Origin of the sequence: Nonomuraea sp. NPDC005650, from assembly GCF_040605375.1 — a bacterium.
GTDB lineage: Bacteria > Actinomycetota > Actinomycetes > Streptosporangiales > Streptosporangiaceae > Nonomuraea.
Window position 1 is genome coordinate 205,374 of sequence record NZ_JBEXCR010000012.1, and the last position, 15,995, is coordinate 221,368.

Genomic DNA, 15,995 nt, shown 5'->3' on the forward strand with positions numbered 1-15,995 from the left:
CCGATGTCCTCACAGGTGTTCGTGGCGGTGCCGACGGACCCCGACGGCGATGAGGAATACCCCAATTCGGTCCTCGGCAAGGCCCAGTTGATCTTCGGGGCGTTCGAGTCGGGGGCGGTCCAGCTCCGGCTCACCGAGCTCAGCCGGCGGTCGGGGGTGCCGAAGGCGTCGGCGTACCGGCTCGCACAGGAGCTGGTGCAATGGGGGTTACTGGAGCGCAAGGGGGACTCCTACCAGCTCGGCGTGCGCATGTTCGAGCTGGGCCAGCGGGTGCCGATCTCCGCCGTGCTGCGCCGGGTGGCCCGCCCCCTCCTCACCGACCTGTTCGCGGCCACCAGGGCGACCATCCACCTGGCGGTCCTCGACGGCGGCCACGTGCTTTACGTGGAGAAGGTCGCCGGGGAGGCGAACGTGAACACGCACTCCCGGGTGGGCGGGCGCCTGCCCGCGTCGTGCACGGCGACGGGCAAGGCCCTGCTCGCGAACCTCCCCGACCTCGAAGAACGGCTCCGCCGCCTCGCGCGGACCGGCCTGCCGCGCCTGACGCCGCGCTCGGTCGCGTCCGTGGAGGACCTGCGGCACCAGCTCGCGGTCGTCAGGGAACGGGGTCACGCCGTCGAGCGGCAGGAGGTCCTGCTGGGCTTCGGCAGCATCGCCGTGCCCGTCATGGGGGCCGATGGAACGGTCCTCGCGTCGGTGTCGGCCGCCGCGCCGCTGTCCCGCCTGGGAGCCAGGCGGCTGGTGCCCGGACTGCTCGCGGCGGCCGACGGCATCTCCCGCGCCGTCGAACGGGAACGCTGACGATCAGCCTGGGGTCAGAACGCGCCGCGCATCCAGCGGGCCGACACCTGCGCGCTCTCGTACGGGTCGGCGATGTCGGGCCGGTCGACCTCCACCATCAGCCAGCCGTCGAACGCGTCGGGCAGGTTGCCGATGATGCCGGTCAGGTCGAGCTCGCCGCGGCCGGGCTCGACCCAGAGCCCCGCGAGCACGGTCTGACGGTAGTCCCACCCCTTCTCGCGGCCTTCCGCGGCGACGCTGAGCCGGCAGTCCTTCACGTGCACGAACGGGATCCGGTCCGCGTAGTCCGCGACGAGCCGGGCCACGTCGGCGCCCGCCCACGCCAGGTGCCCGGTGTCGGGCAGGAAGCCGAGCCGGTCCGCCGGCAGGGCCTCGAGCACCGCCCGGCCCTCCTCCTCGGACTCGATCCACGTGCCGACGTGCGGGTGCAGGCACGGCCGGACGCCCTCGGCGCCCATGGCGTCGCAGATCTTCCCGATCAGCTCGGTGACCGCCTCGACGCGGGCGGGGTCGGCGTCGTGTGCCAGCGCCGGGTTCAGGACGCGCGGCGCCTCCTTGCCCATGCCCAGGCCCAGGCCGATCTCGGTCAGACCGAGCTGGGCCTGCGTGCGGGCGACCTCGGCGGCGGCGGCCACGACCGTGGCCTCGTTGCCGTCCCTGCCGTCCGAGCGGCAGGGGAAGTAGCCGGGCGCGAGCGACAGGCCGACCTCGTCCAGCAGCGCCCGGTACTCCTCGACGCTGAAACCGGCGGGCAGCTCGGACATCACGTGGCCGAAGCCGGCCTGCTTGATCCGGGTCAGCAGCTCCTTCGGAGCGGGGGCCAGCGACGGGTCCAGCCAGCCGTCGGCGCTGGCCATCCACTGGATCGGGTTGAGCGCGATCTTCGCGGTCATTCAGATTCCTCTCTTGTTCCGGCGGCTATTTCTTGGCGAGCTCGCCGGCGAAGTGGCAGGCGGCCCGCTGGCCGGTGGCCGTGGGGGTGAGCTGGGGGTCGATCTCCGTGCAGATCGTCCGGTCCGGGTTGACCAGCGGCCCGATCGGGCACCTGGTGCGGAACCGGCAGCCTGACGGCGGGTTCGCGGGGCTGGGCAGGTCGCCAGGGAGCACGATGCGCTCGCGCGTGCGCGCCGAGACCGACGGGACGGGCGAGGACGACAGCAGGGCGGCGGTGTAGGGGTGCTGCGGGTTGGCGTAGACGTCGGCGGCGTCGCCGTGCTCCACGATCCGGCCGAGATACATCACCGCGACGGTGTCGCTGAGGTGGCGCACGACCGACAGGTCGTGGGCGATGAACAGGTAGCCGAGCCCGAGCTCCTGCTGCAGCTTCTCCAGCAGGTTGATGATCTGCGCCTGGATCGACATGTCCAGGGCGGAGACCGGCTCGTCGAGGATGAGCGCGCGCGGCTGCCTGGCCAGCGCGCGGGCGATGCCGATCCGCTGGCGCTGGCCGCCCGAGAAGGCGTGGGGGTAGCGGTCGAGGTGCTCCGCGCGCAGCCCCACCTGCGCCATCAGGGACCGCGCCGCCTCCTCGCGCTCCCGCCCGCCGATGCCTCTGAACGCGAGCGCCTCGGCCAGCGACTGCCGGATGGTGCGGCGCGGGTTCAGCGACGCGTACGGGTCCTGGAACAGGTACTGCACCGAGGACCTGACCCGTCCCAGATCCGCCTGGCCCATCGTGCTCACGTCGGCGCCGTCGACGAGCACCGACCCGCCCGCGACCCGGTTGATCCCGACGATGCTCCTCGACAGCGTCGACTTCCCGCAGCCGCTCTCGCCCACCAGCCCGAGCGTACGTCCGGCGTGCACCGACAGGCTCACCGAGTCGACCGCGTACACGGGTGGGTCGCGGTGGAACAGCCCGCGCCGCCGGGACCCGACGTCGATCCGCAGGTCACGCACTTCGAGGACGGGCGTCGTGGTGTCCGGGACGGTCTGGGGCCCGGGGACGTCGGCGGTGGGCGGCTCGGGGGCGGGGACCGAGACGTCCGTGGTGGCGCGCTGGGCGACGAAGCAGGCCGCCGCCTGCCCGGCGGAGCCGATCTGGAGCAGCTCAGGCGGCTCGTGCTCGCAGGCGTCCTCGGTGAAGCGGCACCGCGGGGCGAAGGGGCAGCCAGGGGGCGGCGCGGCCGGGTCGGGCGGCGCTCCCGGGATCGCCGGCAGCGGCTGTCCGATCCGGTCGTCGTCGAGCCTGGGCATGGCCGCCAGCAGCGCCGCGGTGTACGGGTGCCGCGGATGCTCGAACACCTGCTCGACGGTGCCCTTCTCGACCGTGCGACCCCCGTACATGACGACGACGTCGGTGCAGAGCTCGGCCACGACCCCCATGTCGTGGGTGATGATCGCGATGGCGATGCCGAGCTCAGTGCGCAGCCGGGCGAGCAGGCGCAGGATCTGCGCCTGGATGGTCACGTCGAGGGCGGTCGTGGGCTCGTCCGCGATCAGCAGCGCGGGGTCGTTGGCCAGCGCGATCGCGATGACGACCCGCTGGCGCATGCCTCCGGAGAACTGGTGCGGGTAATGGTCGATCTTCGTCCGCACGTCCGGGATGCCGACCTGGTCGAGCAGCTCGGCCGCGCGCCTGCGCGCGGTCTGCCGGTCGGCGCCGTGCAGCGTCATGGCCTCGGCGATCTGGTCGCCGACCTTCATGACGGGGTTGAGCGCGGCCTGCGGGTCCTGGAACACCATCGCGACCTTGCTGCCGCGGCGGCGCCGCATCTCGCGTTCGGGCAGGGCGAGCAGGTCCTCCCCGCCGAGCCGTACGGAGCCGGCCACGACCTCGCCCGGCGGGCGCAGCATGCGCATGATGGAGCGCGCCGTCACCGACTTGCCCGAGCCGGACTCGCCGACGATGCCGAGCACGTCGCCCGGGTAGATGTCGAAGCTGACGTCGTTGACGGCCTTGACGCCGCCGTTCCTCAGACGGAACTCGGTGCGCAGGCCTTCGACCCGCAGCAGCGGCACGTCCTTGGCCGTCACGGGGACCAGGGATTCGGTGGAGGTCACCGACGGTTCACCGCCTCGTTGAGCGCGTCGGACACCAGGCTGAAGCCCACCGCCAGCAGAAGCAGCAGGAGGGCGGGGCCGACGATGTAGGTGGGGGACTGCGTGACGAACCGCAGCCCGTTGTTCAGGAGCACGCCGAGCGAGGGCGTCGGCGGCTGCACGCCGAGGCCGACGATGCTCAGCCCGGCCTCGATGTAGACGCCGACGACCATCCACACGGCCGCGTTGACGACGGCCGAGTCCATGGCGTTCGGCAGGACGTGCCGGACCAGGAGCTGCGCGCGGGTTACGCCGAGGACCCGGGCGGCGAGGACGTACTCCCTGCCCTGCTGGGCCAGCCAGGCGCCGCGGGCCAGCCGCCCGGCCGTGGGCAGCCCGCTGATCAGAATGGTCAGGAACAGCGCCGGCCAGCCCGGCCCCAGGATGGCCACCAGGCAGATCCCCAGGATCAGGCCGGGGAAGCCGATGATCACGTCGAGCAGCCGCTGCACCGCCGAGCCCACATGCTCCGACAGCGCGCCGGCCAGCCCGAGCAGGGTCCCGATCGCCATGCTGAGCGGCACCGCGGTGAAGATCAGGCTGAGGTCGACGCGCAGGCCGTAGACGCTGCGGACCAGGATGTCCCGGCCGAACTCGTCCACGCCGAAGATGTGCCCGGCCGAGATCCCGGTCAGCGCGTCCCGGCCCTGCTCGTCGTACCCGCCGGGGAAGATCACGGGGGCGAGCAGGGCGGCCAGGCTCATGACGGCGAGGATCGACAGCCCGATGAGGCCCTTCGGCGTGCGCAACGCCGACAGGTAGCGGGCGAGCGTCGGGTTCAGCCGGTGTGCCCGCGGGATTCCCCCTTCGAGTGGAATGTCTGCCATGCCTACGCTCCCAACGTGATCCGGGGGTCGAGTGCTGCCAGGATCATCTCGGTGAGGATCTGGCAGATCACCGCCACGAAGACGACGGCCAGGATCAGCACCTGCAGCACGGTGAAGTCGCGGGACTGCACGCTGGAGACGGCGAGCTGGCCGAGGCCGTTGCGGTTGAAGATCGCCTCGATGATGACCGCGCCGGCGAGCAGGTTCCCGACCTGCAGGCCCACCGCGACGACGGCGGTGCCCACGCTGTTGCGCAGCACGTGCCTGATCGTGATCCGGGCGCCCGAGGCTCCCTTGCTGAGCGCGAGGTCCACGTAGTCCTCGTTCCTGGCGACCAGCATCTCCGCCTGCAGCAGGCGGGCCACGACCGCCGCGGGCGGCAGCGCGAGCGCGATCGCCGGCAGGATCAGGAACTGGAAGCCGATCACCGGATTGTCCAGGAAGGCGACCTCGCCGCTGACGGGCAGCCAGCGGTTCAGCACGCCGAAGACGAGGATCAGCGCCAGCCCCGTGACGAACGACGGGACGGCCACGAAGAAGCTGTTGACCAGGTCGAGGCCGGCCCGCGCCCAGCGGCTGCGGACCGAGCCGACCACGACGCCCAGGGCCGTGCCGATCGCGATGACCAGCAACGTGGCCAGGGCGGCCAGCTCGACCGTGCTCTCCAGCCGGTCGCCGATGAGGCTCGCGACGCTGCGGCGCAGCAGGTACGACTGGCCGAGGTCGCCCTGGAGCAGCCCGGCCATCCAGTCCGCGTACTGGATCACCAGGGGCCGGTCGAGGCCGAGCTGCTGGCGGATCGCGGCGATGTTGGCCGCGGTCGGATCCGCCCCGGCGAGCGTGACCGCCACGTCGCCCGGCGCCAGCCGGGGCAGGGCGAAGGCGACGATCGAGCTGGCGAGCAGCACGAACACCAGCGAAGGGAGCTTGCGTATCAGGAACCGGACCATTCGTCCTGCCTCCGGTTACTTGGACAGCCAGGCCTGGCTGAGGTCGAGGAAGCCCATCTGCGTGGACTTGATGCCGTTCACGGAGTTCGCACGCAGAGTGAGGGTGGGGCGGGTGACCAGCGGGAGCACGAACGCCTGGTCGATGAAGTAGGCGTCATAGTCGCGCAGGGCCTTCTGCTGGTCCTCCGTGGTGCTGGCACTGGTGACCGACTTGACCAGCTTCGTGTACTCGGGGCTCTTGAAGTGCGAGACGTTGCCGTCCGCCAGCAGCTCCGGCCGGCTGACGACGGCGGTCGCCGGGGACAGGCCGTTGCTGTTCTGCATCAGGAAGGCCGGGGCGCCCATGTCCTTCTTGGCGATCCGCGCGTCGTAGTCGGCCACGGGCACGACCACCGGGTTGGCGTTCAGCCCCACGGCCGCCAGGTTGTTCTTGACGATCTGGAAGACGCCGGTGGCCTCGGGCGAGTTCAGCGTGAGCACGTCGAACGAGACGTTCTTCACCCCCGCCTCGGCCAGCAGTTGCTTGGCCTTGTCCGGCTGGTAGGCGTACTGCTTGGCCTGGGCGGCGTCGTAGCCGACCGTGGAGGTCCGCCAGGGCACGTTGGTCGGGTCGGCCTGGCCGCCCATGACCTGCTGCACGATGCGGTCGCGGTCGATCGCGTAGTGGACCGCCTGGCGCACGGCCTTGTTGTCGAACGGTGGCTTGGTCACGTCGAACGCCAGCGGGATCGCCGCGCCGCCCGACGTCACGAGGGAGAAGCCGGGCTGCTGGCTCAGGGTCCTGGCGTCCAGGGCCGCCATGCCGACGCCGTATTGGACGCGCCCGCTGCGGATGGCCGCGACCATGGCCGTGGGGTCCTTGATCAGGTTGATCTCGATGGTGTCGAGCTGGGTGCCCGCCGCGTCGCGGTAGCTCGCGTACTTGCCGAGCACGAGCTTGCCGCCGGGGGTCCACGACTTCCACGTGAAGCGGCCGGTGCCGTCGACCTTCGTGCCCGCCGCGTAGTCGGCGTAGGAGTCCTTGTTGAGGATCGGCATCGTCTCGAAGAGGTCGAAGATGTTGGGCAGCGGCTGCTTGAACGTCAGCGTCAGCTCGTGCTCGTCCTTGGCCTTCATGTCGGAGATCTGGGCGGCGATCGACTGGTTGGCCGCGCCGGTGGCCGGGTCCTGGACCTTCTGGATGGCGAAGATCACGTCGTCCGCGGTCAGCTTGCGGCCGCTGTGGAAGGTCACGTCGTCGCGGAGCTTGACGTCCAGGCTCTTGCCGTCGGGGGCCAGGGTCCAGGACTCGGCCAGGACGCCCTTGGGCTGGCCCGTCTTGCCGTCGATGAGGGTCAGCGTCTCGAAGACCGCGTACTCGGCCACGACGTTGCCGAAGGAGGTCTTGAGGAACGAGCCCGGGTCGGCGTCGCTCGTCTGGGCGACGATGAGGGTGCCGCCCCCGCGCACCGGGCCTTCGCTCGCGCTCGCGGAGTTCCCGATGGCGCCCTGGTTGGCGGCGCTGCACGCGGCGGAGGCGAGCAGGGCCGCGCCGGCGGCGCCCGTGGCGAGACGACGGCGCCAAACTGACTTCGTCAGTGACATTGGTACTCCTCGAGACAATCTGGGGGCGTGCGGTGTAACGAGGTGTCGGGCATCGTACTAATTGCCCGAATTGTTGCCGGACGCGGAGTCACCGTTCTTCAGGTGGTGGCCTCACACCCTAGAGCCGGAAATTTCGGGCGGCTCCCGCGCCGGTTCGCTGACCGGAACAGCCCTTCACCTCGGTCGGGGCCCGGGAAGTAGCGTCCCTGACCATGCCTCTCGCTTACGGCTTCATCGACTACGGCGGTCCGGACGTCCAGCGGTTCCTCGACGTTCCCGCACCCGAGCCGCGCCAGGGCGAAGTGCTCGTCGAGGTGCGCGCGGCCGGGGTCAACCCGGTGGACTGGAAGGTCCGCGCCGGCATGCATCGCGCGTTCCTGCCGCTGAGCCTGCCCGCGATCCTCGGGCGCGAGGTGGCCGGGACCGTGGTCGGGACCGGGCCGGGAGTCACCGGGCTCGCCGCCGGGGACGCGGTCTTCGGCAGCACGGTCGGCGGCAGCGGCGGGTACGCCGAGCTGGCGGTGCTGCCGGCGGATCGGGCCGCCCGCATGCCGGACGGGCTGAGCTTCACCGACGCGGCGGCGCTGCCGATCGCGGCGGGGACCGCGTACGAGGGGCTCGCCACCCTCGCCCCGGCGGCCGGGCGGACGCTGCTGATCCTGGGCGCGGGCGGGGGAGTCGGCGCGGTCGCGGCCCAGCTCGCGGCCATGGACGGGGTCCGGGTCGTGGGCACGGCGAGCGGGGCCAAGCGCGCGTTCGTGGAATCCCTGGGCGCCACGGCGGTCGCCTACGACCACGACGGCGTCGGGGACCGGCTGCGGGAGCTCCTTCCCGGGGGCGCCGACACCGTTCTCGACCTGGTCGGCGGTGACGCCCTCCACGGCGTCGCCGGGGTCCTCACCGCCGGGACGCGCGTGCTCACCGTGGCCGCCGAGGAGACCGCGGCGCGCTTCGGCGCGCGCCCGCTCTCGCGGACCGGGGACCCGGGGACGCTGTCGGCCCTGGCCGAGCTCGTGGCCGCAGGGAAGCTGGACCCGTGCGTGCGCCGGGTCTTCCCGCTCGCCGCGGCCGCCGAGGCGCTCGCGCTCGTGGAGGACGGCCACGTCACCGGCAAGGTGGTGCTCGACGTCACCACCTCCTGAACGGTGCCGTGCTATATGTTAGAGACTAACATCTGTTAGTCTCTAACATGTGAGCGACGAAACCGCAGGGCTACGTGAGCGTCGGCGCGCCCGCACCCGGCGCGCCATACAGGAGCACGCGATGCGGCTGTTCCTCGAACGCGGCTACGACGCCACCACCGTCAGCGACGTGGCGCAGGCCGCCGAGGTCTCCTCGATGACCGTGTTCCGCTACTTCCCCACCAAAGAGGACCTCGTACTCGCCGACGAGTACGACCCGCTGATGGCCGACCGCATCGCCTCCCGCCCCGCCGACCAGCCCCTCATGCGGCGGCTGTGCGAGGGCCTGCTGCTCGGCGTCGCCGAGCTCTCTCCCGACGACCGCCGCATGCTGCTGGACCGGCTGCGGCTCACCCTGGCGACGCCCGCGCTGCGCGCCCGCCAGTGGGACCACCAGTACGCCACCCACAAGGCCATCGTCGAAGCCCTGCGCGGCCACCGGCAGGACGGGGAGCAGGAATTCCGGCTCTGGGTCAGCGTCGGCGTCTGCCTGTCGGCCGCGAGCGCCGCACTCGTCCGCTGGGTCGAGCAGGACGGCGATCCCGACCTCGACGACCTGATGACCCGCGCCCTGGCCATCGTGGCGAGCGCCACCGGAGAGGACGTGCCCGATGCCCGCTGACACCGAATCGGCCTACCGCACCCCACAGGGACAGCAGATCGTCCGTGACTGGTGCGCCCGCCGACTGGACCGGTGGCCCGTGTCGCACCGGCGCCGCGACCTGCACACCTCCCACGGCCAGACCCACCTGCTCACCGCAGGACCGGCCTCAGGCCCTCGTACGGTCGTCATGATCCCCGGCACCAGCGCCAACGCCGCCACCTACCTACCCCTGGCCGAAGCGTTGGCGGCCCACCGGCCCACGGTCATCGCCGATCTTCCCGGGCAACCCGGCCTCAGTGGCCCCGAACGTCCCCGCGCCGACCGGCTGACCTGGTACGGGCACTGGCTGGGCGAGGTCCTCGACGCGACCGGCATCGACCAGGCGATCGTGCTCGGTCACTCCCTGGGCGGCGCCATCGCCCTGGCCTGCGACTCCCCGCGCATCGCCGGCCGAGTGCTGATCGCCCCCGGCGGCCTGACCCGGCTCCGGCTCGGCGTCGCCACCCTCACCGCCACGATGGCCTGGATGGCCCGGCCCACCCCCAAGACCAGCGGCGCGCTCGTACGCCGTTTTCTGGCCCCCGGCCACACCCCACCGCCCGACCTGACCGAGTGGTACACCCTCATCGCCCGCCACTGCCGCACCACCCTCGCCCCGCCGGCTCTGCCCGCACCGCTGCTCGCCCGCCGCCGGCTGGTCCCCGCCCTCGTCGCCACCGGCGAACACGACACCTTCCTGCCCCCGCGCCGCCTCTCCCCGGCGGCCGAAGCCCTGCTGGACACCCGGCTACGGGCCATCCCCGACGCCGGACACCTCGTCACCGACGAGCACCCCGAGACCGTCGCCGCCTTGGTGAACGAGCTCGCGGGCCTGCCCGGCCTCGCCCCGTAACCGGCTCGGCAAGTCCCGCAGGCGTCACCACTCGGCGCACAGCCGCTCGGCGGTCCTGAACGCCAGCGCCATGACCGTCAGTACGGGGTTGACCCCGCCGTTGGTGACGTGCACGGAGGCGTCGGCGACGTAGAGGTTGTCGTGGCCGTGCACCCTGCCCCACCGGTCCACGACCGACGTCCGCTCGTCGTCGCCCATCCGGCACGTGCCCGACTGGTGCTGCCCGGCGTGCAGGGTCAAGGGCATCGGTGCCGACCACGTCCGGCGCGCCCCGGAGGCGAGCAGCCATTCGCGGGCCCGATCGGCGATGAAATCCCCGGTGCGCACGCTCTCCGGATGGGTGGTGCCGGACAGGCGGGCGACGGGGATGCCCCACCGGTCGCGCACGTGGGGGTCGAGCCGCGTCCTCGCCTCGGGGCTGGGGATCTCCTGGACCGGGCCGCCCACCCGCATGACGCGGCGGTAGTTCTCCCGCAGGTACGCCTTGTTGCGCGCGCCCCAGCGGGGCAGGTCCGGCGGCAGGTTCCGGGCCCAGAAGGCCAGCGGCAGCACGATGAACTCGTCCGCCAGCATCGCCCCGCCGACGAGGCCGTCGTTGTGGTGAACGAACTCCAGCGTCGCGAGCGAGACGCCGGGGCCCAGGCCGTCGTACACGGGCTCGTCCATCTCGCCCAGCGCCCACGCGTAGGCGTGGCCCTGCAGGTGCCGCCCCACCTGATCGTGGTTGTTGCCCAGCCCGTGGGGCTCGCGCCGGGTCGGCGAGTTCTGCAGCAGCCGCGCCGTCTCGATCGCGCCGGCCGCGCAGACCACGACCTCGGCCTCGACGACGTGGCGCGCCCCCGAGCGGTCCACCCAGCGCACGCCGGTGACGCGGCCCGACGGGTCGCATTCGATCCGTTCGGCGACGGCCTCCGGCAGCAGCCGGGCGCGGCCGGTGGCGAGCGCGCGGCTCAGGACGGTGTTGTGCGAGCCGTTCTTGGCGTCCGCCGGGCAGGCGAAGCCGACGCAGTGCCGGCAGCGGGTGCAGGCGGCCCGCCCGCCGTACGGCACCGAGTTGATCAGCAGCGGCACCGGCAGCACGTCCCAGCCGAGGGCGGCGGCCCCCCTGCGCAGGACGCGGGCCTGCGGGCCCGCCGGAAGCGGGGACATGGGGTACGGCCTGGCACGCCGCCAGTGGCGGCCGGCCGCCGCGTGGTCGCCGCAGACGCCGACCTCCCACTCGGCGCGCTCGTAGTGGGGCTCCAGGTCGTCGTAGCCGATGGGCCAGTCGGCGAGGCTGCTGCCGGCGGGCACGCCGTACGTGCTCGCCATGGTGAAGTCGGCGGGCAGGAACCGCCACGCCTGGGCCCCGTAGAGCCGCGTGCCGCCGCCGACCAGCGTGGCGTTGCCGTGGAAGCCCGGCTCGTGCGGCCGCACCACCTGCTCGCGGCCCGTCGCGTCGACGACGACGCGCGGGCCGCCCTCGTAGTCGGGCCCGGACCGGTGCGGGTAGCGGGTGAGCCGGTGGTTGCGCAGATGGTCGCGGCCGATCTCCTCGAAGGTGAGGTCGCGGCCGCGCTCCAGCACGAGCACGTGCTTGCCCGCCTCGGCGAGGACCGCGGCGGCTACCCCGCCCCCGGCCCCCGACCCGATCACGACCGCGTCCACCCGCATCAGCCTTCTCCCTCGAATCCGGCGACCTCGAATCGGGCGACCTCAACTTCGGCGACCTCGAATCCGATCATCCGCCAGGAGACGGCGTCGCGGTTGCCGCCGTTGCCGGGGTCGCCGTAGAAGCCCTCCATGACGTGCCCGACCACCGTGTCCACGAACGCCGCCGCCTCGAACGGCCACGGCACGCGGGTGTCGCCGGCCTCCAACGCCTGCAGCAGCGCCTCGCGCCGCGCGGGCGGAAGCTCGGGGAAGGCGGCGCCGTCCCGCTCGCGCGCCTCGGCCTCGACGGCGTCGAGCCCGGCGGCGTAGTACGCGCGCAGCCCGGCCAGGTCACGGTCGAACTGCCCCGCCAGGTAGTCCAGGACGCCCGCCTCGGTGCCGCTCGGGTAGTCGTCGGCGGGGACGATCGTGTCGACGACCGCGCTCAGCGTCGCGGCCTGCGGCGGGGTCACTCGGCGAAGCGGGGGGCCGGGCGCTCGCACGTGCTCTCCAGGCGGACGACCTGGCCCGGCCCGTCGATCGCCGAAAGGGCCTCGAGCACGTGGAAGGCGAACGCGGCGTTGGCGCGGTGCGGGCCGCCCTCGATCGCGTCGGCCAGATCCCGGACGCCGAGCCCGCGGCGCGTCTGTTCTTTGGTGCCGACCGCGCCGAACAGGTCGACGACGGGCGGCAGGACCGACCAGTCCGCGTCTCCGTGCCGCCGCACCCGTACGTCGCCGTCGAAGTGGTTGGGGTTGGGCAAGGTGAGGGTCCCTTCGGTGCCGTAGACCTCGATGGCGGGCAGACCGCTGTCCCAGACGTCGAAGCTCATCAGCGTGGTGCCGATGACCCCCGAATCGAAGACGAGGACGGCGGACGCGTGCGTCGCCACCTCGACGTCGATCCGGTCCACGACGCGGTCCGGCGCGGTCACCGCGCGCACCGGCGCGCCGACGCGTGCGGCCCCCGCCACGGACCTGACCGGGCCCAGCAGGTTCACCAGTATGGCCAGATAGTACGGCCCCATGTCCAGGACGGGCCCGCCCCCTGGCTGGAAGAGGAAGCGCGGGTCCGGGTGCCAGGTCTCGGCCTTGCTGTGCCGGACGAACGCCGACACGCCGATGGGCTCGCCGATCAGCCCGTCGTCCAGCGCCTTGCGCGCGGTCTGGGAGGCGCTGCCCAGGAACGTGTCCGGCGCGGAGCCCAGCACGCGCCCGCCGGCCTCGGCCGCCGCCAGCACCTCCCGCGCCTCGGCGACGGTCGCGGCCAGCGGCTTCTCGACGTAGACGTGCTTGCCGGACTCGAGCGCCCTGATGACGGTGCTCGCGTGGTGGGCCGGCGGGGTCAGGTTCACCAGGATGTCGATCGAGTCGTCGGCGTAGAGCTCGTCGCCGTCTCCCCAGGCGGGGATGCCGTGCTCCGCGGCGGCCCGCTCGGCCCGGCCGGCGTCGATGTCGCCGACGCGGACGATCTCCAGCTCCGGGTAGCGGGCCATGCCGGTGACGTACCGGCCGAAGATGTTGCCGGTGCCGAGGATGCCGATGCGGTGGTGCACGTGTTTCCATCCTTTGATTGCGTACGGGGCCAATGGAAGTGAATGTCCGCCCGCGCTCCGCCCTCAAGCCGGCCAGTCCGATCAGCGGACCCCGTCCTCGCGTTTCGCTGGCCGAACCGCCGGGATTGATCCGCTCCCGCGGGCCGCGCATAGTGCGGGGATGAGCGACACCGACAGGGACGTGGTCAGTCCGGTGGTGCACATCGTCGACGACGACCACGACCTGAGACAGTCGCTCGTCTTCCTTTTCGAGAGCGTCGGGGTCCAGGCGCTCACCTATCCCGACGCCGCGACGTTCCTGGCCGAGTACGACGCCGCCGAGCCCGCCGTGCTGATCGTCGACGTGCGGATGCCCGGCCTGAGCGGGTTCGAGCTGCAGGAACGGCTGCTCGGGCTCGACTATCCCGCCCCGATCATCTTCTGCTCCGCCCATGGTGACATCGCGATGTCGGTACGGGCCCTGCGACGGGGCGCGGTCAACTTCCTGGAGAAGCCCTACAAACCGCAGCAGATGCTCGAAGTCGTCCAGGAACAGCTGCGGGAGGCCGGGCGACGCTTCCGCGAGCACGCCCACCGGCGGGTCGTCGGCGACCGGGTCGAGTCGCTCACCACGCGTGAGCGCGAGGTGCTCCGGCTGGTCGTGGACGGCCTGCCCAGCCAGCTCATCGCCCGCCGGCTCGGCACCAGCGTCAAGACCGTCGACGTGCACCGGGCCCGGATCAAGGCCAAGACCGGCGCGGAAAGCCTGGGCGCGCTGGTCCGTGACGTCCTCCAGTGCCGGATCGAGCTCTGAGAGACGAGCCCGGCGGCTTCAGGCGGTGAGACTGTGGAAACGGCGCTGGAAATAGACCAGGGCACCGCTGTCCAGACGTGAGGTGACCGCGTCGATCTCGACGAAGGCCACCGTGTGCGAGCCCTGCCTGCGCCTGGTGACGATCCGCCCGACGACCGACGCGAGCGCGTCGCGCAGCACCGGCACGCCGTAGGTGCCGAAGTCCCAGGAGCCCGCGCCGAACCGCTCGGAGGTCGGCACGTTCGTCGCGCCGGCGAAGTGCATCGCCAGTTCCTCCTGGTCGGTGCCGAGCACGTTGACGCAGACCCGTCCGTTGGCCATGACGATGTCGTGCGAGCTGCTGGAGCGGTTGACGCAGACCAGCATGGTCGGCGGGGAGTCGGTGACCGAGCACGCCGCGCTCACGGTCACCCCGGCCCGGCCGTGACGGCCGTCGGTGGTGACGACGTTGACGGCGGCGGACAGGTTCGCCATCGCGGCACGGAAACGGCGCTGCGCCTCGGTCACGGCTGCCTCCTGAATGTGATCGGCTCCCTCCGAAGCTAGGCCGCGCCCGCCGGCGCCGAAATCGAGACTTTATCCGCGCCGGCTGAGGATTTCCCCTACTCGCCGGCAGGCCGCTCCGGCTCGGCGAGCGGCAGCGCGAACCCGAACCGCGACCCGCCCTCCTCCCGTTTGGCCGCCCAGATCGTGCCGTGCTGGCGGGTGATGATCCGGTGGCTGAGCGCCAGGCCGATCCCGCTGCCGTGCTCCTTGGACGTGAACGACTCCGCGAACGGGTCGCGCGGCAGCCCCCGGCCCCGGTCCTCGACGGTGAAGGTGCCGTCGGGGGCGGTGGCCACGTCGATCCGCTTCGGGGCCGCCGGAGACTGCCCCATCTCGTCGACGGCGTTGAAGCAGAGGTTGAGCACCACCTGGCCGGTCAGCACCCGTTCGCAGCGCACCGGGACCGGCTCGGGGGAGAGCCGGACCCGGACCTCGACCCCGAGCGGCGCCGCCCGCAGCCGCACGAAGTAGAGGCACTCCTCGACGACGTCGTTGAGGTCGGCCACCTGCTCCACCTGCTCCAGATGGCCGACGAAGGCCCGCACCGAGCTCACGATCGCCGAGGCGCGTTCGATCTGGCTGACCGCGCTGGCGACGCCCTGGGCCAGCCCGCCGGCCTCCGGCAGCCGGGCGGCGCGGTTGTGCACGCCGGCCAGGAAGTTGGCGGCCGCGGCCAGCGGCTGCCCGAGCTCGTGGGCGATCGCCATCGCCATGTCGCCCATGGCGTTGTAGCGGGCCAGGTAGTTCTCCCTGTGCAGCTCCCGGGCCCGGCGGACCTGGTCCTGAACCCGGTCGGAGACGTCGTGCAGGATCATCAGCAGCGCGGTGGTGTCCTCCTCCCGCAGCCGCTCCAGCGAGCCCTCCAGCCACACGCGGCCCGCCTCCAACTGGACGGGGGTGACCGGGGTGGCGCGGGCGAGCACGTCGGCCCAGCTGGCGTCGCGACCGTCGAGCCGCAGCCGGGCGAACGCCGTCAGGGGCCGCATCGGCCCCTCCACCGGGGCGCCGATCGCGGTGAGCGCGGTGTCGGTCGCGAACCTGATCGTGCCGGTCTCGTCCAGCATCAGGGCGAGGGTGGAGGTGTAGTGGGCCAGCGCGTCGACGTACGACGTGGTGAGCCGCAGCTCGCGCTCCACCCGCTGCTCCCGCTCGATGTCGCGGAACTGCACCATCACCGCGGGTCCCCGCGCGAGCTCGACCCGCACCGCGAGCGCGTCCGTCGGGATCACCCGGCCGGACTTGGAGCGGTAGTGCCACTCGATCCGGCTGGTGCCCTTCTCGACGGCGTCCTGCAGCCAGGCCCGGCCGATGACCCGGTCGTACTGCTGCGCCGAGCTGCTCATGTGGTCGGCCTTGAGCGGCCGGATCTCACTCAGGGTGAACTCCAGCAGCTCGCAGGCGGCCGGGTTGGCCCACAGGATGTTCTTGGTCGCCGCGTCGTGGACGAGGACGCACATCCGGGAGGCGTTCATCATCGCCACGAAGTCCGCGGCGACGAGCTCGGGAGCCCGCGGATCTACTCGCACCGACACAGGGTAAGTCACCCGGAGAAGGGGCAGACGATGAAGATATCCCCTACGTCAAGGTG

15 protein-coding genes are annotated in these 15,995 nt (G+C 72.2%); 5 read left to right on the forward strand and 10 right to left on the reverse strand.

Annotation, left to right across the window (positions count from 1 at the left end; genetic code table 11):
* Nucleotides 1-3: 3 nt before the first annotated feature.
* A complete protein-coding gene (locus ABZS69_RS22300) occupies nt 4-801 on the forward strand; it encodes an IclR family transcriptional regulator (protein WP_355375443.1) in 798 nt (265 codons plus the stop codon).
* Nucleotides 802-815: 14 nt separating this feature from the next.
* Here ABZS69_RS22300 and ABZS69_RS22305 read toward each other — a convergent pair whose 3' ends face one another.
* The 5 genes from ABZS69_RS22305 to ABZS69_RS22325 are packed head-to-tail and all read right to left on the reverse strand — an operon-like array spanning nt 816 to nt 7,204.
* Nucleotides 816-1,694 carry a sugar phosphate isomerase/epimerase gene (locus ABZS69_RS22305; protein WP_355375446.1) on the reverse strand — a complete coding sequence of 293 codons (879 nt, stop codon included), beginning with the start codon at nt 1,692-1,694 and terminating at the stop codon, nt 816-818.
* A gap of 25 nt (nt 1,695-1,719) precedes the next feature.
* Nucleotides 1,720-3,804, reverse strand: coding sequence for an ABC transporter ATP-binding protein (locus ABZS69_RS22310; RefSeq protein WP_355375449.1), 2,085 nt, complete (start codon nt 3,802-3,804; stop codon nt 1,720-1,722).
* The gene (locus ABZS69_RS22315; RefSeq protein ID WP_355375452.1) at nt 3,801-4,670 is read right to left on the reverse strand and encodes an ABC transporter permease; all 870 of its coding nucleotides are present in this window, start codon (nt 4,668-4,670) and stop codon (nt 3,801-3,803) included. Before ABZS69_RS22315 ends, ABZS69_RS22310 begins: the two co-directional genes overlap by 4 nt.
* A 2-nt stretch (nt 4,671-4,672) precedes the next feature.
* Nucleotides 4,673-5,620 carry an ABC transporter permease gene (locus ABZS69_RS22320; protein WP_355375455.1) on the reverse strand — a complete coding sequence of 316 codons (948 nt, stop codon included), beginning with the start codon at nt 5,618-5,620 and terminating at the stop codon, nt 4,673-4,675.
* 15 nt (nt 5,621-5,635) lie between these two features.
* Nucleotides 5,636-7,204, reverse strand: a complete 1,569-nt coding sequence (locus tag ABZS69_RS22325) for an ABC transporter substrate-binding protein (RefSeq protein ID WP_355375457.1) — start codon at nt 7,202-7,204, stop codon at nt 5,636-5,638.
* A gap of 212 nt (nt 7,205-7,416) precedes the next feature.
* Here ABZS69_RS22325 and ABZS69_RS22330 point away from each other — a divergent pair, with 212 nt between their 5' ends.
* From ABZS69_RS22330 to ABZS69_RS22340, 3 genes are read left to right on the forward strand one after another with little or no spacing between them, the layout of a single operon-like run.
* A complete protein-coding gene (locus ABZS69_RS22330) occupies nt 7,417-8,346 on the forward strand; it encodes an NADP-dependent oxidoreductase (RefSeq protein ID WP_355375460.1) in 930 nt (309 codons plus the stop codon).
* Between the two features lie 49 nt (nt 8,347-8,395).
* Complete coding sequence (locus ABZS69_RS22335; protein WP_355375462.1) at nt 8,396-9,007, forward strand: helix-turn-helix domain-containing protein; 612 nt, start codon at nt 8,396-8,398, stop codon at nt 9,005-9,007.
* Complete coding sequence (locus ABZS69_RS22340) at nt 8,997-9,881, forward strand: alpha/beta fold hydrolase (protein ID WP_355375464.1); 885 nt, start codon at nt 8,997-8,999, stop codon at nt 9,879-9,881. Before ABZS69_RS22335 ends, ABZS69_RS22340 begins: the two co-directional genes overlap by 11 nt.
* Before the next feature lie 24 nt (nt 9,882-9,905).
* On the opposite strand, the gene ABZS69_RS22345 is transcribed toward ABZS69_RS22340, so the two are convergent.
* Genes ABZS69_RS22345 through ABZS69_RS22355 form a run of 3 tightly spaced genes read right to left on the reverse strand, consistent with a single transcriptional unit; the run spans nt 9,906 to nt 13,068 of the window.
* Nucleotides 9,906-11,534, reverse strand: a complete 1,629-nt coding sequence (locus tag ABZS69_RS22345; RefSeq protein WP_355375467.1) for a GMC family oxidoreductase — start codon at nt 11,532-11,534, stop codon at nt 9,906-9,908.
* Nucleotides 11,534-11,986, reverse strand: coding sequence for a gluconate 2-dehydrogenase subunit 3 family protein (locus ABZS69_RS22350; RefSeq protein ID WP_355375470.1), 453 nt, complete (start codon nt 11,984-11,986; stop codon nt 11,534-11,536). The genes ABZS69_RS22345 and ABZS69_RS22350 overlap by 1 nt, the downstream gene beginning before the upstream one ends.
* Nucleotides 11,983-13,068, reverse strand: a complete 1,086-nt coding sequence (locus ABZS69_RS22355; protein WP_355375473.1) for a Gfo/Idh/MocA family oxidoreductase — start codon at nt 13,066-13,068, stop codon at nt 11,983-11,985. The genes ABZS69_RS22350 and ABZS69_RS22355 overlap by 4 nt, the downstream gene beginning before the upstream one ends.
* A 160-nt stretch (nt 13,069-13,228) precedes the next feature.
* On the opposite strand from ABZS69_RS22355, the gene ABZS69_RS22360 reads away from it, so the two are divergent.
* A complete protein-coding gene (locus ABZS69_RS22360; RefSeq protein WP_355375476.1) occupies nt 13,229-13,861 on the forward strand; it encodes a response regulator in 633 nt (210 codons plus the stop codon).
* An 18-nt stretch (nt 13,862-13,879) separates the two neighbouring features.
* Here ABZS69_RS22360 and ABZS69_RS22365 read toward each other — a convergent pair whose 3' ends face one another.
* Nucleotides 13,880-14,368: a flavin reductase gene (locus ABZS69_RS22365; protein WP_355375479.1), complete on the reverse strand. Its 489-nt coding sequence runs from the start codon at nt 14,366-14,368 to the stop codon at nt 13,880-13,882.
* Nucleotides 14,369-14,463: 95 nt separating this feature from the next.
* The gene (locus ABZS69_RS22370; RefSeq protein ID WP_355375481.1) at nt 14,464-15,933 is read right to left on the reverse strand and encodes an ATP-binding protein; all 1,470 of its coding nucleotides are present in this window, start codon (nt 15,931-15,933) and stop codon (nt 14,464-14,466) included.
* Between the last annotated feature and the right edge of the window lie 62 nt (nt 15,934-15,995).

Excerpts from the sequence above, each read along its gene's own strand:
- ABZS69_RS22300 (WP_355375443.1), top strand. The coding sequence starts at position 4 with ATGTCCTCACAGGTGTTCGTGGCGGTGCCGACGGACCCCGACGGCGAT.
- ABZS69_RS22305 (WP_355375446.1), bottom strand. The coding sequence starts at position 1,694 with ATGACCGCGAAGATCGCGCTCAACCCGATCCAGTGGATGGCCAGCGCC.
- ABZS69_RS22315 (WP_355375452.1), bottom strand. The coding sequence starts at position 4,670 with ATGGCAGACATTCCACTCGAAGGGGGAATCCCGCGGGCACACCGGCTG.
- ABZS69_RS22320 (WP_355375455.1), bottom strand. The coding sequence starts at position 5,620 with ATGGTCCGGTTCCTGATACGCAAGCTCCCTTCGCTGGTGTTCGTGCTG.
- ABZS69_RS22325 (WP_355375457.1), bottom strand. The coding sequence starts at position 7,204 with ATGTCACTGACGAAGTCAGTTTGGCGCCGTCGTCTCGCCACGGGCGCC.
- ABZS69_RS22330 (WP_355375460.1), top strand. The coding sequence starts at position 7,417 with ATGCCTCTCGCTTACGGCTTCATCGACTACGGCGGTCCGGACGTCCAG.
- ABZS69_RS22340 (WP_355375464.1), top strand. The coding sequence starts at position 8,997 with ATGCCCGCTGACACCGAATCGGCCTACCGCACCCCACAGGGACAGCAG.
- ABZS69_RS22345 (WP_355375467.1), bottom strand. The coding sequence starts at position 11,534 with ATGCGGGTGGACGCGGTCGTGATCGGGTCGGGGGCCGGGGGCGGGGTA.
- ABZS69_RS22360 (WP_355375476.1), top strand. The coding sequence starts at position 13,229 with ATGAGCGACACCGACAGGGACGTGGTCAGTCCGGTGGTGCACATCGTC.